This is a genomic window from Sulfitobacter sp. 1A15106 (genome assembly GCF_043556995.1).
Taxonomy (GTDB): Bacteria; Pseudomonadota; Alphaproteobacteria; order Rhodobacterales; family Rhodobacteraceae; genus Sulfitobacter; species Sulfitobacter faviae.
The window spans coordinates 168,196-192,330 of the sequence record NZ_JBIFFM010000010.1; the positions used below are offsets into that span (position 1 = coordinate 168,196).

At 60.3% G+C, this 24,135-nt stretch carries 22 protein-coding genes and 1 pseudogene; 18 read left to right on the forward strand and 5 right to left on the reverse strand.

All coding sequences use genetic code 11. The features are described 5' to 3' along the window. Window positions 1-12 precede the first annotated feature (12 nt). From ACGYKA_RS15975 to ACGYKA_RS15990, 4 genes are read right to left on the reverse strand one after another with little or no spacing between them, the layout of a single operon-like run. A complete protein-coding gene (locus ACGYKA_RS15975) occupies window positions 13-816 on the reverse strand; it encodes an enoyl-CoA hydratase-related protein (protein ID WP_028288565.1) in 804 nt (267 codons plus the stop codon). Next, window positions 809-1,663 carry an SDR family NAD(P)-dependent oxidoreductase gene (locus ACGYKA_RS15980; RefSeq protein WP_028288564.1) on the reverse strand — a complete coding sequence of 285 codons (855 nt, stop codon included), beginning with the start codon at window positions 1,661-1,663 and terminating at the stop codon, window positions 809-811. Before ACGYKA_RS15980 ends, ACGYKA_RS15975 begins: the two co-directional genes overlap by 8 nt. An 11-nt stretch (window positions 1,664-1,674) precedes the next feature. Next, on the reverse strand, window positions 1,675-2,874 hold the full coding sequence (locus ACGYKA_RS15985) for an acyl-CoA dehydrogenase family protein (RefSeq protein WP_028288563.1): 1,200 nt from the start codon (window positions 2,872-2,874) through the stop codon (window positions 1,675-1,677). Window positions 2,875-2,887: 13 nt separating this feature from the next. Next, the gene (locus ACGYKA_RS15990; protein ID WP_394439201.1) at window positions 2,888-4,153 is read right to left on the reverse strand and encodes an acyl-CoA dehydrogenase family protein; all 1,266 of its coding nucleotides are present in this window, start codon (window positions 4,151-4,153) and stop codon (window positions 2,888-2,890) included. A gap of 82 nt (window positions 4,154-4,235) precedes the next feature. Between ACGYKA_RS15990 and ACGYKA_RS15995 the strand changes: the two genes are divergently transcribed. Genes ACGYKA_RS15995 through ACGYKA_RS16015 form a run of 5 tightly spaced genes read left to right on the forward strand, consistent with a single transcriptional unit; the run spans window position 4,236 to window position 10,437 of the window. Next, window positions 4,236-5,021: an enoyl-CoA hydratase-related protein gene (locus tag ACGYKA_RS15995; protein WP_271690100.1), complete on the forward strand. Its 786-nt coding sequence runs from the start codon at window positions 4,236-4,238 to the stop codon at window positions 5,019-5,021. A 21-nt stretch (window positions 5,022-5,042) separates the two neighbouring features. Then, complete coding sequence (locus tag ACGYKA_RS16000) at window positions 5,043-6,842, forward strand: acyclic terpene utilization AtuA family protein (protein WP_088626354.1); 1,800 nt, start codon at window positions 5,043-5,045, stop codon at window positions 6,840-6,842. A 12-nt stretch (window positions 6,843-6,854) separates the two neighbouring features. Beyond that, window positions 6,855-8,324 carry an acetyl/propionyl/methylcrotonyl-CoA carboxylase subunit alpha gene (locus ACGYKA_RS16005; RefSeq protein WP_088626355.1) on the forward strand — a complete coding sequence of 490 codons (1,470 nt, stop codon included), beginning with the start codon at window positions 6,855-6,857 and terminating at the stop codon, window positions 8,322-8,324. After that, window positions 8,312-8,827: an acetyl-CoA carboxylase biotin carboxyl carrier protein subunit gene (locus ACGYKA_RS16010; protein WP_028288558.1), complete on the forward strand. Its 516-nt coding sequence runs from the start codon at window positions 8,312-8,314 to the stop codon at window positions 8,825-8,827. The genes ACGYKA_RS16005 and ACGYKA_RS16010 overlap by 13 nt, the downstream gene beginning before the upstream one ends. A 2-nt stretch (window positions 8,828-8,829) precedes the next feature. Then, window positions 8,830-10,437 (forward strand): acyl-CoA carboxylase subunit beta, encoded by a 1,608-nt coding sequence (locus ACGYKA_RS16015; RefSeq protein WP_028288557.1) that lies wholly within the window; start codon window positions 8,830-8,832, stop codon window positions 10,435-10,437. A 111-nt stretch (window positions 10,438-10,548) separates the two neighbouring features. Here the strand turns inward: ACGYKA_RS16015 and ACGYKA_RS16020 are convergent, their stop codons facing one another. Then, a complete protein-coding gene (locus ACGYKA_RS16020; protein ID WP_028288556.1) occupies window positions 10,549-11,160 on the reverse strand; it encodes a transferase hexapeptide repeat family protein in 612 nt (203 codons plus the stop codon). Between the two features lie 253 nt (window positions 11,161-11,413). Between ACGYKA_RS16020 and ACGYKA_RS16025 the strand changes: the two genes are divergently transcribed. From ACGYKA_RS16025 to ACGYKA_RS16085, 13 genes and pseudogenes are all read left to right on the forward strand, one after another. After that, window positions 11,414-12,598: a lipid-transfer protein gene (locus ACGYKA_RS16025; protein ID WP_028288555.1), complete on the forward strand. Its 1,185-nt coding sequence runs from the start codon at window positions 11,414-11,416 to the stop codon at window positions 12,596-12,598. A gap of 24 nt (window positions 12,599-12,622) precedes the next feature. Next, window positions 12,623-13,453 carry an SDR family NAD(P)-dependent oxidoreductase gene (locus tag ACGYKA_RS16030; RefSeq protein ID WP_028288554.1) on the forward strand — a complete coding sequence of 277 codons (831 nt, stop codon included), beginning with the start codon at window positions 12,623-12,625 and terminating at the stop codon, window positions 13,451-13,453. A 180-nt stretch (window positions 13,454-13,633) separates the two neighbouring features. Continuing rightward, window positions 13,634-14,263, forward strand: a complete 630-nt coding sequence (locus ACGYKA_RS16035) for a TetR/AcrR family transcriptional regulator (RefSeq protein ID WP_028288553.1) — start codon at window positions 13,634-13,636, stop codon at window positions 14,261-14,263. Window positions 14,264-14,267: 4 nt separating this feature from the next. Next, window positions 14,268-15,866: an acyl-CoA carboxylase subunit beta gene (locus tag ACGYKA_RS16040; RefSeq protein ID WP_028288552.1), complete on the forward strand. Its 1,599-nt coding sequence runs from the start codon at window positions 14,268-14,270 to the stop codon at window positions 15,864-15,866. 9 nt (window positions 15,867-15,875) lie between these two features. After that, window positions 15,876-16,670, forward strand: a complete 795-nt coding sequence (locus tag ACGYKA_RS16045) for a crotonase/enoyl-CoA hydratase family protein (protein ID WP_028288551.1) — start codon at window positions 15,876-15,878, stop codon at window positions 16,668-16,670. Next, complete coding sequence (locus ACGYKA_RS16050; protein ID WP_028288550.1) at window positions 16,655-18,670, forward strand: biotin carboxylase N-terminal domain-containing protein; 2,016 nt, start codon at window positions 16,655-16,657, stop codon at window positions 18,668-18,670. The genes ACGYKA_RS16045 and ACGYKA_RS16050 overlap by 16 nt, the downstream gene beginning before the upstream one ends. Beyond that, window positions 18,667-19,833 (forward strand): acyl-CoA dehydrogenase family protein, encoded by a 1,167-nt coding sequence (locus tag ACGYKA_RS16055; protein WP_036540250.1) that lies wholly within the window; start codon window positions 18,667-18,669, stop codon window positions 19,831-19,833. The genes ACGYKA_RS16050 and ACGYKA_RS16055 overlap by 4 nt, the downstream gene beginning before the upstream one ends. A 48-nt stretch (window positions 19,834-19,881) precedes the next feature. After that, on the forward strand, window positions 19,882-20,448 hold the full coding sequence (locus ACGYKA_RS16060) for a biotin transporter BioY (protein WP_043753595.1): 567 nt from the start codon (window positions 19,882-19,884) through the stop codon (window positions 20,446-20,448). A 201-nt stretch (window positions 20,449-20,649) separates the two neighbouring features. Further along, window positions 20,650-21,468, forward strand: a complete 819-nt coding sequence (locus ACGYKA_RS16065) for an MBL fold metallo-hydrolase (protein ID WP_028288548.1) — start codon at window positions 20,650-20,652, stop codon at window positions 21,466-21,468. A gap of 329 nt (window positions 21,469-21,797) precedes the next feature. After that, window positions 21,798-21,965: pseudogene (locus ACGYKA_RS16070) on the forward strand (IS256 family transposase); the annotation flags it as partial. Window positions 21,966-22,268: 303 nt separating this feature from the next. Then, on the forward strand, window positions 22,269-22,502 hold the full coding sequence (locus ACGYKA_RS16075; RefSeq protein ID WP_394439211.1) for a transposase: 234 nt from the start codon (window positions 22,269-22,271) through the stop codon (window positions 22,500-22,502). A gap of 326 nt (window positions 22,503-22,828) precedes the next feature. Beyond that, window positions 22,829-23,347: a hypothetical protein gene (locus tag ACGYKA_RS16080; RefSeq protein ID WP_276155266.1), complete on the forward strand. Its 519-nt coding sequence runs from the start codon at window positions 22,829-22,831 to the stop codon at window positions 23,345-23,347. A gap of 289 nt (window positions 23,348-23,636) precedes the next feature. After that, entirely contained in the window at window positions 23,637-24,044 is a 408-nt protein-coding gene (locus ACGYKA_RS16085; protein WP_136720754.1) for a transposase, read from the forward strand. Window positions 24,045-24,135 lie beyond the last annotated feature (91 nt).

Below are 24,135 nucleotides of genomic sequence, written 5' to 3' on the forward strand. Positions count from 1 at the left end.
GCGATCTTTCCTTTAACGCCCCGTGAAATTGGGTTTTCGTTTTTCGACGAACGCAGCAACCGCCTCGTGGTGGTCTTCGGTCTGATGCATGAGCGCCTGATAGGCCGCCGCGGAATTCAGGAAATCCGGCAGGTCCATCCGTTCGGCATTGCGCATCAGACGCTTGGCGACCCGCACCGCGCGCGGCGGTTTCGCGGCGATGCCAGCGGCCCGTTCGCGGGCCCGTTCCATCAATTTTTCATGAGGCACAAGTTCAAGCACCATACCAAGCTCCAGCGCTTCCTTGGCCTCGACCATGCGCCCTGAGAAGGTCAGATCGGCGGCCTTCTGGTGGCCCAGACGACGCAACAGGAACCAGCTGCCCGCATCGCCCGGAATGATTCCGAGATTCAGAAACACCTCGCCGAACCTTGCTTTTTCCGACGCGATGCGCATGTCGCACATCATGGTCAGGTCGCACCCCGCGCCCACCGCCGGGCCGTTGACTGCGGCGATGGTCGGAATATCCATGTTGTAGAGCGCAAGCGGCAGCCGCTGCACCCCATCAACATAGCTCTGGGCCGCCGCCAGCGGCTCCTTGCGGAACACACTGTCGGGATCGTTCATCTCCTTGATGTCCCCGCCGGCACAAAAGGCGGGGTCGGCCCCGGTCAGAATCATCACGCTGACCTGCGGATCGGCCTGCACCTTGGCGAAGGTCTCCAGAAGGGCAGCGATCATGTCGTTCCCGGTAACCGGATTGCGACGCTCGGGGTCGTTCAGCGTTACCGTGGCGATCCTGTCGGAAATCTCCAGAAGGACGGGCTGTTTATTCATTCTTGCCATCTCCGCGTTCGCGTTTCTCGAACATCGCGGGGTTGATCATGTCCCGCGCGTCATGACCCATATGCAAGGTCTCACCGCCGTCTACATAGATGTCCTCGCCGGTAATGAAACCGCCAAGTTTCGAAGCGAGGAAAATGATCGTGCCAGCGATGTCCTCGGCCGCCCCCATCCGGTTTAGCACTGAGCGGTTCAGCTTTTTCCACTGTTCCGGCGGAATCGGATAGCGGCCAAGCGCATCGGTCTTGATCGTGCCGGGCGCGACACAGTTCAGGCGGATGCCGTATTCGCCCCATTCGGCGGCCAGCGTTTTCATCATGCCCGTCACACCGGCGCGGGCGGCGACGGTGTGTGTAAAGCCGGTAAGCGCGGTGCGCGCCGAGATGGCGGTGACAAACACAACCGATCCCCCATTGTCGTACATGAAGTGATCGGCAGCGGCGCGTGTCATTTGCCAAGACCCTATCAGGTTGTTGCGGATCACGGCTTCGAAGCCCTTGTTGGTGATATCGCGGGCGGCCGCGATATACTGGCCGCCGGCATTGTTCACCAAGACATCCAACTGCCCGTAGTGGTCCTTGATGCGTCCCATCGCGGTTTCGATACTGTCCTCGTCGCGGGTATCTCCGGGCACGACAAAGGCCTCGCCCCCCGCCGACCGGATCATCTCGGCGGTCTCCTCCAGCGGCTCTTCCCGGCGCGCGAACAGCGCAAGCCTGGCCCCGCAAGAGGCCATTTCGATCGCCGTCGCCCGGCCCATTCCAGATCCAGACCCCGTGACCAGGGCAACCTGGCCCGCCATGAGATCCGACGCGTAACGCCTTGATTTCGCTTCGCTCATGTTCCGCCCCCTTAGTTCTTCAGCAATTCGCCGGAGATGATGAGTTTGCGAACCTCCTGGGTGCCCGCGCCGACCTCAAGCACGCGACCGGTTCGGTACAGCCGGTTCACTTCGGTATCACGCATGTAGCCTGAGCCGCCGTGAATCTGGACAGCTTTGTCCAGCACGAAGGATGTCGCCTCAGCGGCCTTGTAGATCGCCGCAGCGGTGAGCTTGTGGATTTCGCCGCGCCCGCCTGCGCCCTCTTCGAGGCCCTCACACATGGCTGCGGTGCGCAAGGACAGGCTGCGCGCGGCCTCGATCTGCGTATACATGTCGGCCAGCATCGCCTGAACCATCTGAAAACTGGCGATCGGTTTGCCGAATTGCTGGCGTGTCTTGGCGTAGTCGATGGAAATATCCAATGCCCGCTGAGCAATACCCAAGGCGTTGAAACAGACGATGGCCCGTTCCAGATCAAGCCCGGACATCGTCACGGCAACGCCGCCATCAAGTTTGCCGACCATGTTTTTTGCGGGCACCCGGCAGTCCTCGAACACCAGTTCGCCGGTGGGCGAGCCACGGAAACCCATCTTGTTGAGCTTCTGCGCCACCTTGAAACCGGGCGTGTCGGTTTCCACGATAAAGGCGGAAATGCCCTTGGCCCCTTTTTCGGGCGATGTTTTGGCATAGACCAGCACCAGATCGGCAATCGGCCCATTGGTGATATAGATCTTGGCGCCGTTCAGGATGTAGTCGTCGCCATCCTTTTTGGCCGTGGTCCGCATCGAGCCAAGCGCATCGGATCCCGCGCCAGGTTCGGTCAGACCCAGGGCGCCGATCAGCGTGCCGTTGCAAAGCCCCGGCAGGTATTTGCGGCGCAATTCGTCATTGGCGTTGCGGTAGATATTGTTGACGCACAAATTGTCATGGGCCACATGGGTCAGTCCGATGGCCGCCGAGGCGCGCGACATTTCCTCGGTGATGATACAGGCCGAAGTAAAATCCAGCCCCGCGCCGCCAAATTCCGGCGGCACGTTCAGGCCGAGATATCCCATCTCGCCCAGCTTGGGGAAAACCGAAGGCGGCAGGTCATCTGTATCGTCCATTTCCGCATTCAGATGGTGGAATTCGGACATGAAGAACTTGCCGGCCTGATCGGCCAGGGCCTGCTGTTCGTCCGTCATGAAATGTGTTGGCAGAGCGGTGTCGTTGCGCAGTTGCTTGTTCATGGTCTCGTCCCCCTCAGGCGCGCAAAAGTTCTTCGGCAATGATGATCTTGCGGACTTCGCTTGTTCCCGCGCCGATCTCCAACAATTTGTTGGCGCGGAACAGCCGGTTGATCTCGGTGTCCTGCATGTAGCCAGAGCCACCATGAATATGGCAGGCTTCGGTCACCGCCTTGTTGAATGCCTCGCCTGCGTAAAGACAGGCCGCCGCGGTCAGTTTGTGGATTTCGCCACGGCCCCCGGCCCCTTTTGGTAGGCCCGTACAGGCGGCCAGTGCCCGATAACCGAATGCGCGCGCGGTTTCGACCTCGGTGTAGATCTCGGCCAGTTTCGACTGCATCATCTGGAAACTTGAAATCGGTTTGCCGAATTGTTCGCGAATCTTGGCGTATTCCAGCCCTAGTTCCAGGGCGCGTTCGGCCATGCCAACGCAGACTGAGGCAACCATAGCACGCTCCAGATCCAACCCGCTCATTACCACCGAAACGCCGGTGTTTTCCGGTCCAACCATGGCGGATGCGGGTACGCGGCAATCCTCAAACACCAGTTCTCCGGTTGGCGAGCCGCGAAAGCCCATCTTGTCAAGCTTTTGCGCCACCTTGAAACCGGGATTGTCCGTCTCGATGATGAAAGCAGAAATGCCCTTGGCGCCCTTCGACTTGTCGGTTTTGGCATAAAGCAGGATCACATCGGCAATGGGGCCGTTGGTGATGTAAATCTTCGAGCCGTTGATGACATAATCATCACCGTCGCGGCGGGCAGTTGTGGCCATGGATCCGAGCGCATCGGATCCCGCACCCGGTTCGGTCAGGCCCAAAGCACCAACCAGCTCGCCCGAGCAAAGGCCCGGCACGTATTTCTTCACATGCTCTTCGGATCCATTGCGCAGCAGGTTATTCAGGCACAGGTTGTCATGCGCCCCGTGTGAGAGGCCCACAGCCGGATTCCACTTCGAAATCACCTCGGACACCAGCGCCTGGGTGAACTCGTTCTGTCCCGATCCGCCCAGCTCTTCGGGTGCGGTAATCCCCAGCAGGCCCAGCTCGCCCATCTGCTTGAACAGATCATCGGGCCACCATTCCTCGTCATCCATACGCGCTTGCAGCGGGTGTAGCACGTCGCGCGACACCCGATCCACGTGATCGACGATCTGGCGTTGCTCATCAGTCAAAGAATAGCTCGCCCTGATTGCTTCCAGATCAGCCGAGATGGCCTCACTTTGAGTGGTCATATCATCCTCCCGAAAAATGTCGTCCGCCGTGTTGACCAAAATCAAACACATGTTAGAAAATAGATCAAGCCAAGCTTTTGACGACCTGACGTAAGAAAGCGCGGTGTCCTAAATGCAGGGGGGAGCTTCGGAAATGACTGAGAGCGTTGTTCAATCGCAGGCACTCGGCAAAGAAGTGCGTATCACGATTCGACGTCCTGACAATCGAAATGCCCTCAACCGTGGGGTCGCAGACGGGATCATGGCCGCCATATGTGCTGCCGAGAGGGACAGCGACTGCCGCGTGATCGTTCTGACCGGCGAGGGCGAGCGCGCCTTCTGTGCCGGGGGCGACATCAAGGCGGGGGCGGATGGCGGCCCGTTTGTTCAGGATCCGGCGGACCCGGATCATTTTGCCGGAAGGTTGTTCGAGACGATACAGGCGTGCCGAAAGCCAACGATCGCGCGCATCAATGGCGTCGCGATGGGGGCAGGAGCGGGCATCATCTGTGCCTGCGATCTGGCTGTGATGGCGGATCATGCCCGCATCGGAACGCCGGAAGTGAAGGTGGGTCTGTTTCCCATGACGATCGTGCCACCCATGATACGCGTGCTGCCCCGGCGGAGGCTGATGGAGATGTTCATCACCGGCGTTCCTCTGACGGCCGAGGAAGCCCTGCAGTTCAATCTGGTCAACTATGTGACCGATGCCGCGGGGTTGGACGACAAGGTTGCAGAACTGGTTGCCCAGATTGCTGCGCAGTCGCCGAGCGCGATCCGGCTGGGAAAATACGCCTGTCACGCGATGGAGGATATGACCTATCCGCAGCAAATGCGGTTTGCAGAAACACTTTTACCGCGTGTGGCGCAGACCGAAGACGCGCGCGAAGGCTTTGATGCCTTCATTGCGAAGCGCAAACCTGAATGGACGGGCCGCTGATCAAGCGAGGAGGAGAGGAATATGTCGGAACGAAAGCTGCGCATCGGATGCGCGTCGGGCTTCTGGGGCGATACGCCGGAAGCGATCGGTCAACTGGTTTCAAAGGGCGAGATCGACTATCTGGTGTTTGACTATCTGGCAGAGGTGACAATGTCGCTGATGGCGCGGGCCCGCGCAAAAGCGCCCGAGTCGGGCTATGCGCCGGACTTCGTCAAGGCGCTGGCACCCTGGTTGCCGGATATCAAGGCAAAAGGGATCAAGGTCGTTGCCAATGCAGGGGGCGTGAACCCGCGTGGCTGCAGCGATGCGCTTGCCAAAGCCGCCGCCCAGGCCGGGATCGATCTGTCCATCGGAGTCGTGCTAGGCGATGACCTGTTGCCCAGGGCCGATGAAATTCGCAAAAACGGTCAGACGGAAATGTTCTCGGGTGTCGCATTTCCAGATGATATCTGGAGCATGAATGCCTATCTGGGTGCCCGCCCCATCGCTGCCGCGCTGGATGCCGGGGCCGACATCGTGATCACCGGACGCTGCGCCGACAGCGCGGTCGCGCTTGGTCCCCTGATGCATGAATACGGCTGGGGCGACGATGACTGGGACAAGCTCAGCCAGGGATCGCTGGCCGGCCACCTGATCGAATGCGGCCCCCAGGGAACCGGCGGCAACTTCACCGACTGGCAGGACGTGCCGGGTTGGGACAATATGGGCATGCCCATCGTCGAGGTGTCCGAAGACGGCAGTTTCATCATGACCAAGACGCCTGACACCGGCGGGCTGGTCGTGCCCGGGTCAGTCGGAGAGCAGATGCTCTATGAAATCGGGGACCCGCGCGCCTACCTGTTGCCCGACGTGATCTGCGACTGGTCCGGGGTCACCCTGGAACAGGTCGGACCCGACCGGGTGCTGGTCAAGGGCGGCAGGGGGCTTGGGCGCACCGACAGCTACAAGGTGTCGGCGACCCATGCCGATGGCTGGCGCGCGGTCTCTACCCTGACACTGGCTGCGATTGACGCACCCGCCAAGGCCGAACGTGTGGCCGAGGCGATCCTGACCCGCTGTCGCCGGATTTTCCGCGACCGCAACATGGGAGATTTCCGGCAGGTCAGCGTCGAGGTGCTGGGGGCCGAGGCGGCCTATGGCGCAAATGCGCGCGCCCGGACCCGCGAGGTGGTGCTCAAGATCGGCGCGGTCCATGATGATCGCGCCGCGCTGAACATCTTTGCCGGCGAAATCGCACCGATGGCGATTTCGACCGCGCAGGGTCTGACCGGGTTCTTCGCCGGACGGCCAAAGGTGCAGCCGGTGGTCCGTCTATTTTCCTTCCTTCAGAGCAAGGCCGAAACCCCCGTCGCGGTCGAGGTCGACGGCAAGGATGTGCCCGTGAGCGTGGCCACTACGCCAGTCCACCTTGATCCGCCTGCCGCACCGCCCGCAGATAGCCGCGAGCCCGGTCCGGACGTTGTCGAGGTCCGCCTCGTCGATTTGGTCTGGGGCCGCTCGGGCGACAAGGGGGACATCGCCAATATCGGCATCCTCGCGCGCAAACCGGACTACCTGCCATATATCCGCTCGGCTCTCAGTGAAGAGGTGGTGAAGGACTATTTCTCCCATGTCTGCGACGGCAGGGTAGAACGGTTCGACTTGCCTGGAAGCCATTCGCTGAATTTCCTGTTGCATGAATCGCTTGGCGGTGGCGGCATCGCCTCGGTCCGCATAGACCCGCAGGGCAAAGGGTTCGCGCAGATGCTGCTTGATATCGAAATTCCCGTGCCAGCCGATCTGGCCGCACGTGACGGACTGAATGCCGCGGCCCGGAACTAAGAGGACGACACCATGACCATTTCGAAACTCCTGGTCGCCAATCGGGGCGAGATCGCGGCGCGCGTGTTGCGCACCGCTAAGGCCCGCGGGCTTGCGACTGCCGTGTTGCGTCATGTCGCCGAGCAAGAGGGGCCAGCGCATCTGATCGCAGATGAGGTCGTGATGATCGAGGGCCCGACGCCCGTGGCCGCCTATCTCGATATTCCTCAGATCGTCGAAGCCGCCAAAGGGATCGGCGCGGACGCGGTTCATCCCGGCTATGGCTTTCTGTCAGAGAATGCCGGTTTTGTCGCGGCGCTGGAAAAAGCCGGAGTGACCTTTGTCGGCCCGACGTCCGAGGTCATCGACCTGATGGGGGACAAGGTCCGCGCCCGCGCCTTCGTCGAGGAACGCGGGTTTCCCGTCGCCCCCTCGGCCATCGAGGATGATGATCCGGCGAGCTTTGTCGAACGCGCCCGCGCCGTTGGCTATCCGCTGCTCATCAAGCCCTCGGCCGGCGGTGGCGGCAAGGGCATGCGCGTCGTACGCGAGGACAGCACGCTGGAGACCGAAATCGAAACCGCGCGCCGCGAAGGCGAACGATATTTCGGCGACGGGCGGCTTTTCGTCGAACGCTATATCGAACGCCCGCGCCATATCGAGGTGCAGGTGATGGGCGACGGACAGGGCAACGTGGTCCATTTCTGGGAACGTGAATGTTCGATCCAGCGCCGGTTCCAGAAGATTATCGAGGAAACGCCGTCACCGGCGCTGACCCCCGAGCAACGGGATGAGATCTGCGAGACCGCTGCCGGAATTGCCCGCGCCGTCAAATACCGCGGGGCAGGGACTGTCGAATTCATCTATGCACAGGATGGGGCCTTTTATTTCCTGGAAATGAACACCCGCCTTCAGGTCGAACATCCGGTGACCGAGATGGTAACCGGCTTTGATCTGGTTGCCGAGCAGTTGCGTGTCGCGGCGGGCGACGGGCTGAGCGCCGTACAGGCGGATATTCCCCAAACCGGACACTCGATCGAACTGCGCATCTGTGCCGAGGATGCGACCGCCGATTTTCGCCCCGCGATCGGCAATATCCTGCTGCTGGACGAACCCCAGGGCGAGGGGATCCGCGTAGACAGCGGCATTCTGGATGGCGGCAAGGTAACGACCGACTTCGACCCGATGTTGTCCAAGCTGATCGTGCATGGCCCGGATCGCGCGCAGGCCATCGCCCGTGCCCGGAGCGCGGTGCAAAGCTATGTGATTCTCGGGGTAACGACCAACACCGGTTATCTGGATGCAATCCTTGCACATCCGGATTTCGCCTCTGGTGACGTTTCAACTGGCTTCCTGGCTGAACAATCCGAAACGCTGACCGCGCCGGGCGAAGATGTCTCTGACTTGCTGATGGCGGCGGCGGCCCTATCGGACGAGCGCCTGGTGAGTGACGTAATGCAGATACCGGAAATGTACCGCAAGATGGGTGGGTGGAGAAACTGATGCAACGGATTTTTCAGATGGACGGAGAAGAGACTGATTGCTGGCTGGGTCATGATGGCAGCCGGTTCGTGCTCAATACCCCCACTGGCGCTGTTGCCTGCCAATTGGACCCGACGGGTCTGCCGGGCGGTTACAAGCTGAGGGCCAAGGGTGTTGTGCGCGAATTGCGACTGGCCGTGGGGCCGGAAGCAACTTTTGTGCACATGGACGGGCGAACCTACGAAGTCGGGCGGGTTGATCCCGCCGAACGCCTGGCCGGAAGCGACGGTGGCGCGAGCGACGACCGATTGGTGGCGCCCATGCCGGGTGTCGTGGTGTCGGTTGCGGTTAAACCCGGCGATGCGGTTGAAGAAGGCCAGCCGCTTCTGGTGATCGAAAGCATGAAGTTGGAAACCACACTGACGGCCCCGCGCGACGGGGTCGTTGCCGAAATGCCATTCGCCGAAGGCGACAGTTTTGGTCTGAAAGACATCCTGGCCCAATTGGCCCCGGAGGAGGAGTGACAATGCGCAGGATTGAAAGTCTGATCGACACCAATGCCGCCGACTACAAGGCAAACTATGCCGCCATGTCTGAACGGCTGAAGGAATTCCACGCCCGCCAGCACGCGGCGCGTTTCGAACGCCCGCAACGCGATATCGACCGCCTTGCCCGCCAGAACAAACTGGGCGTGCGCGAGCGGTTGAAACTGCTGCTGGACCCCGGCACTCCGTTTTTGGAGTTTTCCACACTTGCCGCCTGTCGCGAATACGATGGCACCGTGCCTGGCGCCGCTGTGGTGACGGGCATCGGTATTGTGCAGGGTCGCGAGGTCGCCATCCACGCCAACGACGCTAGCGTCAAGGGCGGGGCTTGGTATCCACATACGGTCAAAAAGGTCGTGCGTCTTCTGGATGTCGCGCTGGAAAACCGTCTGCCGGTCATCCATATCTGCGACAGCGCGGGCGGTTTCCTGCCGCTGCAGCACGGGGTGTTTCCCGACCGGTATCTGGGCGGGCGGGTGTTCCGCAACCAGGTCAAGCTGAGCCAGGCCAATATCCCGCAGATTGCCGTGGTCGGCGGTCACTGCACGGCTGGCGGCGCCTATGTGCCGACGCTGAGCGACTACAACATCATCATCGAAGGCACAGGGGCGATTTTCCTTGGCGGTCCCCCGCTGGTCAAGGCGGCTACCGGCGAAGAGGTCGGTGTTCAGGAGCTTGGCGGCGCGGTCATGCACACCTCGGTATCGGGCACCGGCGACTATCGCGCCGCGACCGAACAACACGCCTTTTCACTGGCCCGCGAGATTGTCGGCCAGTGGAAGCGCACGCCGAAAACGATCATCGAAACCGCGGCCTATGAAGAGCCTTACTATGACCCCAAAGAACTCTACGGGATCATTCCAAAAGACCGGAAAACCCAGTTCGACATGCGCGAGGTTCTGGCCCGGATCGTGGACGGCTCACGCTTTCACGAATACCAGCCGGACTATGGCACCACGATGGTGTGCGGCTTTGCCCATATCTGGGGTTACAAGGTCGGCATCCTTGCCAACAACGGGGTGCTGTTCAACGACAGTTCGCTCAAGGCAGCGCATTTCATGCAGTTGTGCAACCAGAACCGCACGCCTCTGGTCTTTTTCCAGAACATCACCGGCTATATGGTGGGCCGCGAATACGAAGAACGAGGCATCGCCAAGGATGGCGCCAAGATGCTGATGGCGCAGGGCGGCTCGGTCGTGCCGAAGTTCACAGTGATCGCCAATGCGTCTTACGGGGCCGGCAACTACGGGATGTGCGGACGGGCCTGGGACGCGCGCACGCTGTTCATGTGGCCCCAGGCCGAGATCGGCGTGATGGGGGCGGATCAGGCCGCAAATACCATGGCGGACGTCAAGATTCGGCAGCTTGAGCGCGAAGGCAAAGAGCTGACCGAAGAAGAAATCGCCGCGATCCGCGAACCGGTGCTGGAAAAATACAAGCGCGATGTCGAGGCTTATACCTCGACCTCGGAATTGTGGGACGACGGCATCCTCGACCCGGCGGACACACGCAACGCGCTTGGCATGTCGATTTCTGCCTCGCTCAATGCACCGATCGACGATCCGCACTACGGGATCTTCCGTCTGTAAAGGCTTGAGGGACGGCACACCGGGTCGGGGGGTGCCGTTCCGCGTCAAGGCGCTTGCATCTGGCGCTTTCGGAATCTGAAGTAGTCCTGACCGGTCCGGTTCCCGGACAGGTCAGGACGATGTCCGCCGCGCCTCCTTAATGGAGACGACGTCAGAGGCCGCCATGCCGGGCCGGTCTGCCTCGACCGCCTTCAGCGGCTCGACCGGCGTCAATCCGGCCAGACAATCGCGCGCAAGTTGCTGGTATTCCCCGGTGCCGCGCGTTTTCCACGCGATTTCTTTCTCGCTGACCTCGCGGATCACCTTTGCCGGCGATCCCACCACCATCGAACGCGGCGGAATCACGGTTTCGCCACGCACAAACGCCTGCGCGCCGACAATCGATTCCGCCCCTAGCTCTACACCGTCCATAATGACGGAATTCATTCCGACCAGAGCGTTCCGGCCCACCGTGCAACCGTGCAGGATCGCGCCATGGCCGATGTGGCCGTCGCTTTCCACCACGGCGTCGCGGCCGGGAAAGGAATGGATGATGCAATTGTCCTGAACATTGGCTCCATCCCCGATCACGATCCTGCCGAAATCGCCCCGCAAGCTTGCCCCGGGGCCGATGTAGCACCCATGACCCAGGATGACATTCCCGATCAGAACGGCCTGAGGGTGGACATAAGTATCCTCGGGCACAACGGGTATAAACCCCCTGAATTCATAACAATACGCCATTCCGATCACCTTTCGTAAGCTGAGTGCTAAACGCTTGTCGGCGGTTGCGCCGGGACCAGAATCCCTCAATTGTGTCGCCGATCAGGGCGTGTGGCCCGAAATCAAACACAAGTTAGAAAATAGCGCAAGCTCTCTACGTCACAGCTTGGCGATATTGACACTTCCCAAGGTTAGGATTAAAAATCTAACAAATGGTAGAAAATAGGCTGTCGGACCGATTAGGGTGGCCTGACCGAATTTGGGAGAGAGAGAAATGACAGACAAAGCCTATGTTGCAGGCGTTGGGATGGTCCCGTTCCAGAAGCCGGGAAAATCCGAAAGCTACGATGTGATGGCGACCGCTGCGACCCGGTCCGCTCTGGCAGACGCGGGGTTGGACTATGATAAAGTCCAACAGGCCTATGTTGGCTATGTCTATGGCGACAGCACCTGCGGTCAGCGCGCCCTGTACCATGTCGGAATGACAGGCATCCCGGTTCTGAATGTGAACAACAACTGCTCGACCGGATCGTCCGCCCTGTTCCTGGCCAGGCAGGCAGTTGAAAGCGGCGCGGTCGAATGTGCTCTGGCACTTGGGTTCGAACAGATGCAGCCCGGCGCAATCGGTGCGATGTTCCATGACCGGGTCAGCCCGTTTGCGGCATTCGACAGAGAAACCGACGAACTGGTTGGCAGTGCCGAGATCCCGCTGGCGCTGCGGTACTTCGGCGGTGCGGGCAAGGCGCATATGGACGAGTTCGGCACCCCCCTGGAAACCTTCGCAAAAATCCGCGCCAAGGCCAGCCGACATGCTGCGAAGAATCCGGTTGCCCTGTTCCGGCAGGAGGTGACGGCGGAAGACGTCATGGCCGCCCAGGTCGTCTGGCCCGGCATCATGACCAAGCTCATGGCCTGTCCGCCAACCTGTGGCGCGGCCGCCGCGATCATTTGTTCCAAGGAATTCGCCGACAAGCACGGACTGGACAGTTCGGTTCGGATCTCGGCGCAGGCCATGACGACGGACGGCCCGGAAACTTTCGAAGCCCATGACATGCGCGAAGTGGTCGGCTTTTCGATGGCCAAGCGCGCCGCCGATCAGGTCTACGAGGCGGCGGGCATCGGGCCCGAGGACGTGGATGTGGTCGAACTGCACGACTGTTTCGCCCACAACGAGCTGATCACCTATGAAGCGCTTGGTCTTTGCGGTCGCGGCGAAGCGGCGAAATTCGTTGATGATGGCGACAACACCTACGGCGGAAAATACGTGACCAACCCGTCGGGCGGTCTTTTGTCCAAAGGCCATCCGCTTGGGGCGACCGGCCTAGCGCAATGTACCGAGCTCGTTCAGCAGCTTCGCGGCCAGGCAGATGCGCGCCAGGTTGATGGCGCACGTCTGGCGCTTCAGCACAATCTGGGCCTCGGCGGGGCCTGCGTCACCACGCTTTATGAAAAAGCCTGATAGCGCCTTTCGGGAGGAATCAATATGACTGGAAAACTCGACGGGCGCGTGGCGCTGGTCTCGGGCTCGGGCCGGGGCATTGGCCACGAAATCGCTCTCAAACTGGCCTCGGAAGGGGCCCGGCTGGTGATCAACGATCTGGATGCGGATCCGGCCAATGAAACCGCCGAGGCGGTGCGCGCAACGGGAGCCGAGGCCGTGGTCTGTGCCGGCAGCGTCACCGAGGACGGTTTTGCCGAACGGTTCATCAAGACCGGCATGGACAGCTTTGGCGGGCTGGACATCATCGTGAACAATGCGGGCTATACTTGGGACAGCGTCGTTCAGAAAATGACCGACGAACAATGGCAGGCGATCATCGACGTTCACCTGACGGCACCTTTCAAGATCCTGCGCGCCGCGCAGCCGGTGATCAGCGCCAAGGCCAAGGAAGAGGCCGCTGCCGGACAGGAAGTGTTCCGCAAGGTGGTCAACATCTCGTCCATCGCAGGGACCGGCGGCAATGCTGGCCAGATCAACTATTCCGCCGCCAAGGCCGGCATTCTGGGTGTCACCCGGACGATGGCCAAGGAATGGGGCCGCTACAAGGTCAACGTCAATGCCGTGGCTTTCGGCCCGATCCGCACCCGCCTGACCGAGGGCAGCGCCGACGGAGACAGCACGATCCAGGTCGAGGAAAAAGAGATCAAGGTCGGCGTGAATCCCGACCTTCTGACCCAGATGGAGCGCATGATCCCGCTGGGCCGGGTCGGCACGCCGGAAGAGGCAGCCGGTGCCGTCTATCTGTTCTGTGCACCCGAATCGAACTTCATTTCAGGCCAGCACGTCATCTGCGGTGGCGGTTTCGTGATCTAAGGCATTTGCCCGGACCCGATGACGGGGTCCGGGCAAGCACATTAATGTCTGGGCGGCCTCTTGGCGGTCGCCAATGCGGAATTTTCCGCAAACTCTAGTCTGGCACGATCACGACGATTTACTCATTTGCGTTATTACCCTAACAGGCGTTAGTTAGGTGTTGGGGCGATACGAAAGTATATGGCACAAAACACGGCAATCAAAGTCAACGAGACATCGCGCAGCGCGGTTGGACGGGATGGGGTGCTGGACATTGCCGCGCGGCTTTTCCGCGAACAAGGCTACGGGTCCGTTTCGCTCCGAAAAATTGCCGAGGCCGCCGGGATCAAGGCGGGTAGCATATATTATCATTTCGGTTCCAAGGACGAGATCGTCGCGGCCGTTCTTGATGCAGGGATTCGAGTCGTTCACGAGAACATGAGAGACGCCGTCACCGACCTGCGGGCCGATGCCGACGGCGAAACGGTACTGCGCGCCGCGATCCGGGCGCATCTGCGCGCGCTTATTGATGTGAGCGATTATACATCGGCGAATGTGCGTATTTTCGGGCAGGTGCCGCAATCCGTCCGGGATGCCAACTTGCCCACGCGCAGGGCCTATGAGGCAGAGTGGGACAGTCTTCTGTCCCAGCTTAAGAAAGATGGCACGCTGAAGCAAGACGTCGATATCCGTCGCCTGCGCCTGATGCTGATCGGTACATTGAACGCCACGCTCGATTGGTTCGACCCGGACCGCGGTAGCGCCGATGCGTTGTCACGCACCTATGCCGATGTGTTCCTCAACGGGATACTCCAAAGACAGGATACCTGACTTCATGGCACGTCTTGAAACAGCGGTGCTGACCGCATCAGAGACCTACACCCGCAACCACGCCGCACAAAGCGAGCGCGTCGAAACGCTGCGTGCGCGGATCGCCGAAGCAACGGCTGGCGGCCGCCCCGATATGGTCGCGCGGCATCGCAAGCGCGGCAAGCTGTTGGTCCGCGAACGGATCGACCTGCTGGTGGATCCGGGCACTGCGTTTCTTGAGCTGTCGTCGCTTGCCGCCTACGGTCAATACGGGGGCGAGGTGCCCGGTGCGGGGATCGTGACCGGTATCGGGATCGTCCACGGGCTGCCCTGCGTTGTGATCGCCAACGATGCGACAGTGAAGGGTGGGTCTTTCTATCACGAAACCGTGCAGAAACACATCCGCGCCCAGGAAATCGCAGCCGAGAACCGGCTGCCCTGCCTCTATCTGGTGGATTGCGGCGGTGCCTATCTGCCAGAGCAGGACCGGGTTTTCCCCGATGCCCGCCATTTCGGCAATTCCTTTTATCGTCAAACCAACATGTCCGCGAGCGGCCTGCCGCAGATCTCGGCGGTCTTTGGAGGCTGCACGGCCGGTGGGGCCTATATCCCGGCCCTGTCGGACGAAGTCATCATGGTACGCGGCAACGCACGCATCCATCTGGGCGGCCCCTCGATCGTCAAGGTGGCGATCAACGAAGAGGTTGATGGAGAAACATTGGGGGGGGCCGAGATGCATTCGCGCTTCTCCGGTGTGTCTGACCATCTGGCCGAGGACGAGTATCATGCGCTTGCTCTGATGCGCGACATCGTATCCGAACTGGGCCTGTCGCGCCCGATGGGTCCCGATGCAACCTGCGCGCCGCCGGCGCGCAACCCAGAGGAACTGCTTGGCGTCATCAGCGCCGATCGCAAACAGCCCTATGACATGCGCGAGGTTCTGCTGCGCATGATCGACGCCGGCGAATTCCGCGAATTCAAGCCCGGATGGGGTGAGACGCTGGTCTGCGGCACCGCGCGGATTCACGGCTATCGAGTGGGCATTCTCGCAAATAATGGGGCGCTTGTGTCCGACAGTTCGCTCAAGGGCGCGCAATTCGTGTCGATGTGCGATCAACGCAACATCCCGCTTTTGTTCCTCCACAACATCTCGGGCTTCATGGTCGGCACCGAAGCCGAGCGCGGCGGCATTGCCAAAGACAGCGCCAAGCTGGTCTATGCCATGTCGGTTGCCAAGGTGCCGCGCCTGTCGGTCCTCTTGGGCGGCTCATACGGGGCAGGCAACTACGGCATGTGCGGACGTGGTTTCGCCCCGAATTTTCTCTTCGCCTGGCCCACGGCGGAACTGGCCACCATGTCTGCCGACATCGCCACAAATGTGATGCTGGAACTGCGCCGCCAGAAAGGGGGCGACCCGGGCAAGATGGAGGCCGACATGAAGCTAATCGAGGAGCAGGTTCGGGCCCAGTACGGTGAACAGTCCGATCCCTATTATGCCACCTCGCGGCTTTGGGATGACGGGCTGATCGAACCCGCGCAAACCCGCGATATCCTTGGCCTGTGTCTGGCCATCGTGACATCGGTGCCCGAAGCCGGTCGCCATACGCCTGTATTCAGAATGTGAGGCTTCAAGTTGACCAATACCTACAACACGATCCTTATCGAAACCGATGCGCGTGGCGTCGCCACGCTGACGCTCAACCGCCCCGACAAACACAATGCGCTGAATGGCGAATTGATCGCAGAGCTATACGATGCCGCCGAAAAGCTGGCTGCAGATGACGATGTGCGTATTGTGGTCCTGACCGGCGCGGGCAAGAGCTTCTGCGCGGGCGGCGATTTCAACTGGTTCGCCTCTAATGTCGAGAAAACCCGTAGTGAAAGGGTCGCACAAAGCGCCACGCTGGCGCGGCTGTTGCGCCGCCTTGACACGCTGCCCAAGCCCTTGATCGGGCGGATCAACGGCCCGGCCTACGGTGGCGGTGTCGGCATGATCTCCGTCTGCGACTACACCATCGGCGCCGAAGGCGCGCGCTTCGGTCTGACCGAGGTCAAACTGGGCCTTCTGCCCGCGAATATATCGCCTTATGTGGTGGCCCGCATCGGCAAGGTGCATTCGCGTGAAACCATGCTGTCGGGGGCGTTGTTCGACACGGCCCGCGCCGAGCGGATCGGTCTGTTGACCGAGGTTGTCGCGCCGGGCGACTTGGACGCCACGGTGAACCGGGTGGTGCATGATCACCTTCAGGCCGCGCCGGGTGCCGTGGCCGATACCAAGGCGCTGATCGCCTATGTCGCGTCCCACGATCTGGAGACCAACATGATCTACACCGCCGACCGGCTGGCCGATGCGTGGGAGACGGAGGAAGGTATCGAAGGCATCAACAGCTTCATCAACAAGGGCGTTCCGTCATGGCGGGTGAAATGAGCTTCACCCGCGTTCTGATCGCCAACCGGGGCGAGATTGCCCGGCGCATCCAGCGCGGGTGCCGCAAACTGGGGCTGGAAAGCGTAGCGGTGTTTTCGGACGCGGACCGCGACGCGCCCTTCGTGGCCGAGGCCGATCATGCCGTCTGCATCGGTGGGGCCGCCCCGTCAGACAGTTATTTGAACGTCGAGGCCATCCTTGAGGCCGCGCGGGCGACGGGCGCGGGTGCGGTGCACCCGGGATATGGTTTTCTGTCTGAGAATGCCGGTTTCGCGGCGGCGGTCGAGGCGGCGGGCCTTGTGTTCATCGGGCCGGAACCCGACGCTATCGCGCGGATGGGCTCCAAGATCGAGGCCAAGGCTGCCGCCGAAGCCGCAGGCGTGCCCGTCCTGCCCGGCTATCGCGGCGAGGATCAGTCCGACGCGCGCCTGCTACAAGAGGCCGAGGCGCTTGGCACCCCCTTTCTGGTCAAGGCCAGCGCCGGCGGCGGCGGACGCGGGATGCGGCTTGTCTCCGATCTGGGCGACGCACCCGAAGCGATTGCATCTGCCCGGGCCGAAGCGCAGAGCGCCTTCGGCGATCCGGCGGTGTTCCTCGAACGCTATGCGCCCCGTGCCCGCCACGTCGAAGTGCAGGTTCTGGGCGACACTCACGGCACCGTGCTGCATCTGGGCGACCGCGATTGTTCGCTGCAACGCAACCACCAAAAGCTGATCGAAGAAGCCCCCGCCGCCGATCTTCCCGAGGCTGTGCGCGACCGCATGCGTGCGGCAGCGGTGCGGTTGGCGCAGGCGATCGGCTATCGCTCCGCCGGGACGGTGGAATACCTCTATGACCCCGGGCGCGGTGAATACTACTTTCTGGAAATGAATACCCGGTTGCAGGTGGAACACCCCGTGACCGAGGCGATCACCGGCATCGATCTGGTCGAATGGCAGTTGCGCATCGCGCGGGGCGAGCCGCTGGCGCTGACGCAAGGCGATGTGCAGTTTGACGGGCACGCCATTGAAATCCGCATCGCCGCCGAAAACCCGGCCGAGAATTTTCACCCCGAAACGGGCGAGATCACCCTTTGGGCGCCGCCTGCGGATGTGCGGCTGGACACTGGGGTAGAGTGCGGTTCGGTCGTCGGCCACCACTACGATTCCATGATTGCGAAGCTGATCGTCCACGCGCCGGATCGGACCGGGGCGATCCGCCGGGCGATCACCGCGATCGATGCTTTTGCCGTCGGCGGCGTCGGCCTGAACCTGGCCTATCAACGCGCGTTACTGGCACACCCGGATTTTGCGGCGTTCCGTCACCATACCTCGTACCTGCCGGAGATGTTTCCAGGCGGCTGGACTGAATCGTCCGCTGATCCCCGGGACATGGCCTTTGCCGCGATGGCGCTGCATCTGCGTCTCGTGCCGGCGGGCGCGTCGCCCTGGGAAAGCCTAGGGTCATGGCGACTCACAGCCCCTGCGGGACAGTCCGGCGCGGCCTTCTATTGGGACACAACCAAAGACGAACCGATCCGCATGTACGGCTCCGGGTCGGGGTTGACTGCCATTCAACCGGACGGCCAGACCATCACGGTCGAGAGTGCCGCTTTAACAGGATGCCGTCTGAGCGGACGCATCGACGGGGTTCCGTTTTCGCGCATCGCTTACGTCGTGCGCGCGCCGAGTCACTGGCGAGTGCACCTGCAAACCCCTGCTGGAATGACCGCGACAGACCTGCGTACGCTGGAAGACCAGCATCTGCAACGTGCCACCGGCGGGTCTGGCGTCGCTGACCTGTTGTCCGCACCCATGCCCGGCGCCGTGGCCGAGGTGCGCGTCGCACTCGGCGACCGCGTCAAAGCCGGAGACACGCTGGTGGTGCTTGAGGCCATGAAGCTGTTGCAAAGCCTGCCCGCGCCGGTCGCGGGCGTGGTGACTGAAATCTATTGTGCACCCGGCGATACGGTCGCCGGGCACGCCCCACTTATCAAACTCGATCCAGAGGAAAACACATGACCAGACAAGACAGCATTACTCAGGTCACCGGCCCGTTCAACGAAGACCTCGAGATGATCCGCAACCAGTTGCGCCGGTTCATTGAAGCCGAGGTGACCGCCAAGGCCGAGCCTTGGGAGGAGGAGGGCAAGGTACCCCGCGACGTGCTGCGCCGGATGGGTGATCTCGGCGTGCTGGGGATGCGCTATGACGAACAGTATGGCGGCGCGGGGCTGGACGTGATGTCCAGCGTGGTTTTGGCCGAAGAGGTCGGGCGATCCACTTTCGGCGGGTTCTCGGCCACGGTTCTGGTCCACACCGACATGGCCTCGCCGCATCTGGAAAACGCCGGCACGCCCGAACAGAAGGCGCGCTGGATGCCGTCGATCGTCTCGGGCGAAATGATCACCGCCGTTGCTGTGACCGAACCGGGCGCGGGCTCGGACGTGGCGGGCATGCGCTCCCGCGCGGTGCGGGACGGGTCGGATTGGGTGCTGAACGGCACCAAGATGTTCATCACCAACGGCGTGCATGGCGATCTCTACTTTGTCGGTGCCAAGACCGATCCGGATGCCAAGGGGTCGCGCGGGATCACCATATTTGCGGTCGAAAAAGGCACGCCGGGCTTTTCGGTCGGACGGGCGTTGAACAAGACCGGCTGGCTGTGCTCGGACACTGCCGAACTGATCTTCGAAGATGTCCGTATCCCGGCCGAAAACGTCTTGGGCGAGGTCAACCGCGGTTTCTATTCGGTAATGAAGAACTTCCAGAACGAACGCATTGTGCTGGGTGCGATGGCCTGTGCCGAAGCGCAAACCGCGCTGGACATGACCGTGGATTATGTCAAGCAGCGCAGGGCCTTTGGCGGCGTTCTGTGGGACAAGCAGGCCGTGCGCCAACGGCTGGCCGACTGTCAGACGCGGATCGCGGCAGGACGTCAGCTGGTCTATCACGCCGCCGGTCTGGATGCCGCGGGCGGTGACTGCGTGAAAGAGGTCTCGATGGTCAAAGCCTATTGCGGCGAACTGGTGAACAGCGTGCTTTATGACTGCGTCCAGTTTCACGGCGGTATGGGTTATATGCGCGAAACACCGGTGGAACGCATGTCACGCGATGCCCGTGTGCAGGCCATCGGCGGCGGGGCGAGCGAAGTCATGTTGGAAGAAGTCGCCAAGCGCATGTGAGCTTACTATCCAAAAAATTAACAATCTTCAGAAACAAGGACGAAAAAGATGAATCTGGAAACCACTCAAAGCCAAACACTCGCAAAACTTACCCAAGAGATCTCGATAATTCTCGTCGGCACAATTCTTCTGACACTATCCGCCAAAATCGTGGTGCCGTTCTACCCGGTTCCCATGTCTACACAAACCCTGGTTGTCTTGGGTCTGGGCCTTTTCCTGGGGCCGGTGCGCAGTAGTCTTGTTGTTGTGACATACCTTTTTGAAGGTCTGCTTGGCCTGCCGGTCTTCGCAGGCACGCCTCCGGCTCTGGCCGGACCGGCGTATATTGCGGGTCCCACAGGCGGATACTTGGTAGGCTTCGCACTTGCGGCGGCCGCCGCCGGGTGGATTGTTCAAGCACTGCAAGGACTTCGGCCTGCGTTCAGAGCATCTGTCGCGGTCTTTTTGGGTTCGATAGTCATGTATTGCGCAGGGCTGCTCTGGTTGGGTGGCTTTGTCGGCTATGGCGAAAAGTTGCTGAACGCCGGTCTTTACCCGTTCCTTCTCGGGGATCTGACGAAGGCGACAATTGCTGTAGTTCTGTATACTGCTTACCATAATCGCCGCGCTGTGTGACTGCCAGCCCAAGACTGTATCAGACTGTTTCAGTCTCATACGGGCCTGGTCCAATGTAAGTTGAAATAGTCCGATGCCGGATTTGACAGGCATCGGACGCCAGCCTGAGGTTTCCGGCGCCATGCGAGAGCAATGCGCAAAACTGTGCGAACCAAATTGTTCGCAATCAATACCTGGTCGCACACAATGAAAAGAAGCAGCATGTTTTTCTCAGAGCCGGAGCCTTGCCGCGCGAAGGGAGTCGAATTGGCCCCTGGAATTCTGAGGATCGTCGCGAACAATCCCGGAAAGATGACCTACCACGGGACAAATAGCTACATCATTGATACGCCTGATGGTCGGTTCATAATCGACCCCGGCCCAGCAGAAGACAGTACACATTTCGGGGCAATCATCGAAAATTTGGGGGCCAAACCATCTGGGATTCTGCTCACACACCACCATTCTGATCATTTTGGAGTCGTCCCAGCCCTGCGAGCACGGACAGACGCACCTGTTTATGCCTCACGGGCATTCCCTGACGATGCATTTCGACCTGACCGGTTTCTGGAGGACGGACAGGTCATTGCCGGTCTTACCGTCCTGCACACACCTGGTCACGCGAGCGACCACCTTTGTTTCGCGAGACCTGACGGAGTGCTCTTCACGGGCGACCACGTTATGAGTTGGAACAGTTCGATCGTCAGCCCCCCTGACGGAAACATGCACGACTACTGCGCGCAGCTACAGCGGCTGATTGAGCGCGACGATAGGATCTACTTTCCGGGGCACGGACCTATACTCCGGGATCCGCAACCTTACGTCAAACGGTTGCTTTCCAACCGCATGCGTCGCGAGGCGGAGATCCTCGCCCACCTCTCAAACACCCCGGATTCGGTCCAGAATATCGCCGCTTCCGTCTACAAGAAAACCGACCCACAAATCGCAATGGCCGCAGGACGAAACGTTGCGGCGCATCTGGAGAAGCTGTTGTCTGAGTCGCGGGTGGTACAAGATGGCGGGGTCTGGAAATTAACATAAGTATGATTATGGGGGTTTTTTTGTAACCGGGGCGCGCGCTACCCTCAAGTGCGACTCTTGTTAGAAAACAGTAGTTTATCTAATGAGAGGAATCGGTATGGGAGCCGTTTACGACCAACTGAGTATCACAGAACGACGCAAGATAGAACGCTGGAGACACGCTAAGGTCGGTCATGTCCCAGGGAGAGGTGTAACTTCTGGTAGCGCTTTTGGTGGCGTCCGCGCCCTTCATGAGGCGCCGTAGGACGTCATCAAAGGCGCGGTGGTCATCGGTGAATTTTCGGTAAGGTCGGGTTGCGAACATCAACCTGAACCGAAGGAAGACCCCGATGACCAAACCCATGATGGACCTGAAAGAGCTTGTCGAGAAGAGCGCGGATGCCGATCTTCTTCGAGATATGATCGGTTTTGCCGCCGAAAGGCTGATGGAACTGGAGGTCGGTGCAAAAACCGGGGCCGACTATCATCAGAAGACGTCGGAGCGGAAGGCGCAGAGAACCCAAATTCCACCGCGATGTCAGCATTCTGTTCCGACCCGATGATGTCGCTCATCGCCGTCAGTTCGGTCATTGGGAAGCTGATTTGATGCTGTTTAAACAAAAGCTCGGCCAGTCCAACGTTACCTCATTGGTTGAGCGCGTCAGCCGCTTCACTGTGATCCTGAAAAACCCGAACAAGCGCACCAAGCCGGTCATGGCCAGGATCATGAGCGCCATCAAAGACCTCCCCCTCGTCGCCCGTCGGTCATCACTTTTGACCGCGGAACCGAGTTTGTCAGTTGGCCACACCTGCAAGCCGAGATCGGAACCCAGACGTGGTTCTGCGACCCCTCCAGCCCCTGGCAGAAAGGCACAGTCGAGAACACTAACCGACGCCTTCGAAGGTGGTTGCCCCGCAAACGCGATATCCGGCAATGCACAGATCACGATATGAAGGTGATCTGTGATCGCCTCAACAATACGCCGCGCAAGTGCCTTGGATGGAAAACGCCAGCTGAGGTCTTCCCCGAAAAGATGTTGGAAGAAATGCGATGACATCCCTACCCTGATCCCAACAAGAGTCGCGGTTCACGTATCGCTCACAGGCCTGCCCGGTAGGTTCAACACTGATCTTGAACTGCTATAGAGGAGCGTCACGAAACCGTATTGGCAATCTCGGGAATATCGCTCAGTCTCGGTGGTGTTTACCCCATCGGATCGTTACCAGTGGCACTGAGAGATAGGGTTGATTTGCTGGCTCCCGAACATTGCGCCCGCAACGATCATCCCCAATACCGCGCCAACTGGATGCAATTGTGCCAAAGTTTCGTTTCAAGCTGCATAATAATGGAGCATTCCATCATACGTCCGGCGTCCCCTTCATGGGTCATCAGCTCTCGGATCAAGATGTCGAGGTTACACACCTTAAGCCGCACGTCCAGAACTACAACTTGGGTGGTGGGACGGTGGTCAAGGTTCTCATCAACTACTCCTCACATTGTTGGACCTGTAAGGCGAACGAGGCGCAGGAAGAGTGGCGAGGTTTGACTATCTGGGACCATCAACGTGCCCGTTGCTACGATCCGATAAGACATCAGACATCATTTCAGCTCCCTCAACTTATGGGTCAGCTGATGCTGAACAGAATTTACGTAACCCCCACCGATCGAAACTATGGCTGCTATAACGCTACATTGCGCGATTTGAACGGACACTTCTATACTGCCTACTTCACTCTCAAGACGGGTGCAGGCAAGTTCGATGGAGTTCGCCACAAGTTCCGCCTGTTCGTCGAAAGTGCTTACCCCAAGGAGCAACAAGAGGAAGGCTCGAAGACCAGCTTGCCCGCTATCATCGGAAAGGCTCGTCAGAACAAGACGGTCAAGTATCGCAGGCCCTAGAAACACCGAAGGGGCCCTGCTGGACCCCTTGGCTATCTCGACAACCTCTTCGGCTCGCGCCTATCTACCCTTGCGGTTGGACTACCTCGCGGCAGCGGGGGGAATCTCTCAGTCGATCGCGAAACCCTATGGCCATGTTGATATACGCAGTTCGCTATACAGTCAATAACTTCACTGCGTTTCGCCAAGACCGTACGATGATACGTAAGCGTTGGCCCGGGGTCACGTTGTAGGGTGTGATCCGGGCTGCGAGAACGAACCCATCTTATGATGGGGAGTGCGTTTCGCAATGTGCGCTACAAATTCGTTTCTCAGATCGCTTGGCGTCGAGATTTATGCGTCCGGCCACCGCCGTTGGTCGGATACCGCAAAGGCACAGGCGGTGGCGGACACGCTTGAGGTCGGTGCAACGGTGAACGCTGTCGCTGAGCGATATGGCATCCTTCCGAACCAGCTATCTGCGTGGCGTCGACTGGCCAAGCAAGGAAAGCTGTTGCTACCGGCGCCGGAGGCCGCTGAGCCGCTCTTCGCTCCACTGGTGGTTTCTGCTGGGCCGGAAGAGCCCACAGAAGCTCTGACTGTTCCTAATGAGGCGATCAGATTGATCTTTGGAGAGATCGCCATCGAGTTGCCGCTGCAGACATCTGCCTCTCGGATTGCAGAGATCGCCCACGCGCTTGATGCTTCTTTATGCTGATGCCATCGCAAGGCGTTCGGATATTGGTTGCGACGCGGCCGGTGGACTTCCGTAAAGGACACGATGGATTGGCTTCGATGGTGCAGTCGGC

What these genes read in the sequence shown, in the direction of transcription:
- ACGYKA_RS15975 (WP_028288565.1), bottom strand. Translation starts at nt 816, where the DNA reads ATGAATAAACAGCCCGTCCTTCTGGAGATTTCCGACAGGATCGCCACG.
- ACGYKA_RS15980 (WP_028288564.1), bottom strand. Translation starts at nt 1,663, where the DNA reads ATGAGCGAAGCGAAATCAAGGCGTTACGCGTCGGATCTCATGGCGGGC.
- ACGYKA_RS15985 (WP_028288563.1), bottom strand. Translation starts at nt 2,874, where the DNA reads ATGAACAAGCAACTGCGCAACGACACCGCTCTGCCAACACATTTCATG.
- ACGYKA_RS15990 (WP_394439201.1), bottom strand. Translation starts at nt 4,153, where the DNA reads ATGTGTTTGATTTTGGTCAACACGGCGGACGACATTTTTCGGGAGGAT.
- ACGYKA_RS15995 (WP_271690100.1), top strand. Translation starts at nt 4,236, where the DNA reads ATGACTGAGAGCGTTGTTCAATCGCAGGCACTCGGCAAAGAAGTGCGT.
- ACGYKA_RS16000 (WP_088626354.1), top strand. Translation starts at nt 5,043, where the DNA reads ATGTCGGAACGAAAGCTGCGCATCGGATGCGCGTCGGGCTTCTGGGGC.
- ACGYKA_RS16005 (WP_088626355.1), top strand. Translation starts at nt 6,855, where the DNA reads ATGACCATTTCGAAACTCCTGGTCGCCAATCGGGGCGAGATCGCGGCG.
- ACGYKA_RS16015 (WP_028288557.1), top strand. Translation starts at nt 8,830, where the DNA reads ATGCGCAGGATTGAAAGTCTGATCGACACCAATGCCGCCGACTACAAG.
- ACGYKA_RS16020 (WP_028288556.1), bottom strand. Translation starts at nt 11,160, where the DNA reads ATGGCGTATTGTTATGAATTCAGGGGGTTTATACCCGTTGTGCCCGAG.
- ACGYKA_RS16025 (WP_028288555.1), top strand. Translation starts at nt 11,414, where the DNA reads ATGACAGACAAAGCCTATGTTGCAGGCGTTGGGATGGTCCCGTTCCAG.
- ACGYKA_RS16030 (WP_028288554.1), top strand. Translation starts at nt 12,623, where the DNA reads ATGACTGGAAAACTCGACGGGCGCGTGGCGCTGGTCTCGGGCTCGGGC.
- ACGYKA_RS16035 (WP_028288553.1), top strand. Translation starts at nt 13,634, where the DNA reads ATGGCACAAAACACGGCAATCAAAGTCAACGAGACATCGCGCAGCGCG.
- ACGYKA_RS16040 (WP_028288552.1), top strand. Translation starts at nt 14,268, where the DNA reads ATGGCACGTCTTGAAACAGCGGTGCTGACCGCATCAGAGACCTACACC.
- ACGYKA_RS16050 (WP_028288550.1), top strand. Translation starts at nt 16,655, where the DNA reads ATGGCGGGTGAAATGAGCTTCACCCGCGTTCTGATCGCCAACCGGGGC.
- ACGYKA_RS16055 (WP_036540250.1), top strand. Translation starts at nt 18,667, where the DNA reads ATGACCAGACAAGACAGCATTACTCAGGTCACCGGCCCGTTCAACGAA.
- ACGYKA_RS16060 (WP_043753595.1), top strand. Translation starts at nt 19,882, where the DNA reads ATGAATCTGGAAACCACTCAAAGCCAAACACTCGCAAAACTTACCCAA.
- ACGYKA_RS16065 (WP_028288548.1), top strand. Translation starts at nt 20,650, where the DNA reads ATGTTTTTCTCAGAGCCGGAGCCTTGCCGCGCGAAGGGAGTCGAATTG.
- ACGYKA_RS16080 (WP_276155266.1), top strand. Translation starts at nt 22,829, where the DNA reads ATGGGTCATCAGCTCTCGGATCAAGATGTCGAGGTTACACACCTTAAG.
- ACGYKA_RS16085 (WP_136720754.1), top strand. Translation starts at nt 23,637, where the DNA reads ATGTGCGCTACAAATTCGTTTCTCAGATCGCTTGGCGTCGAGATTTAT.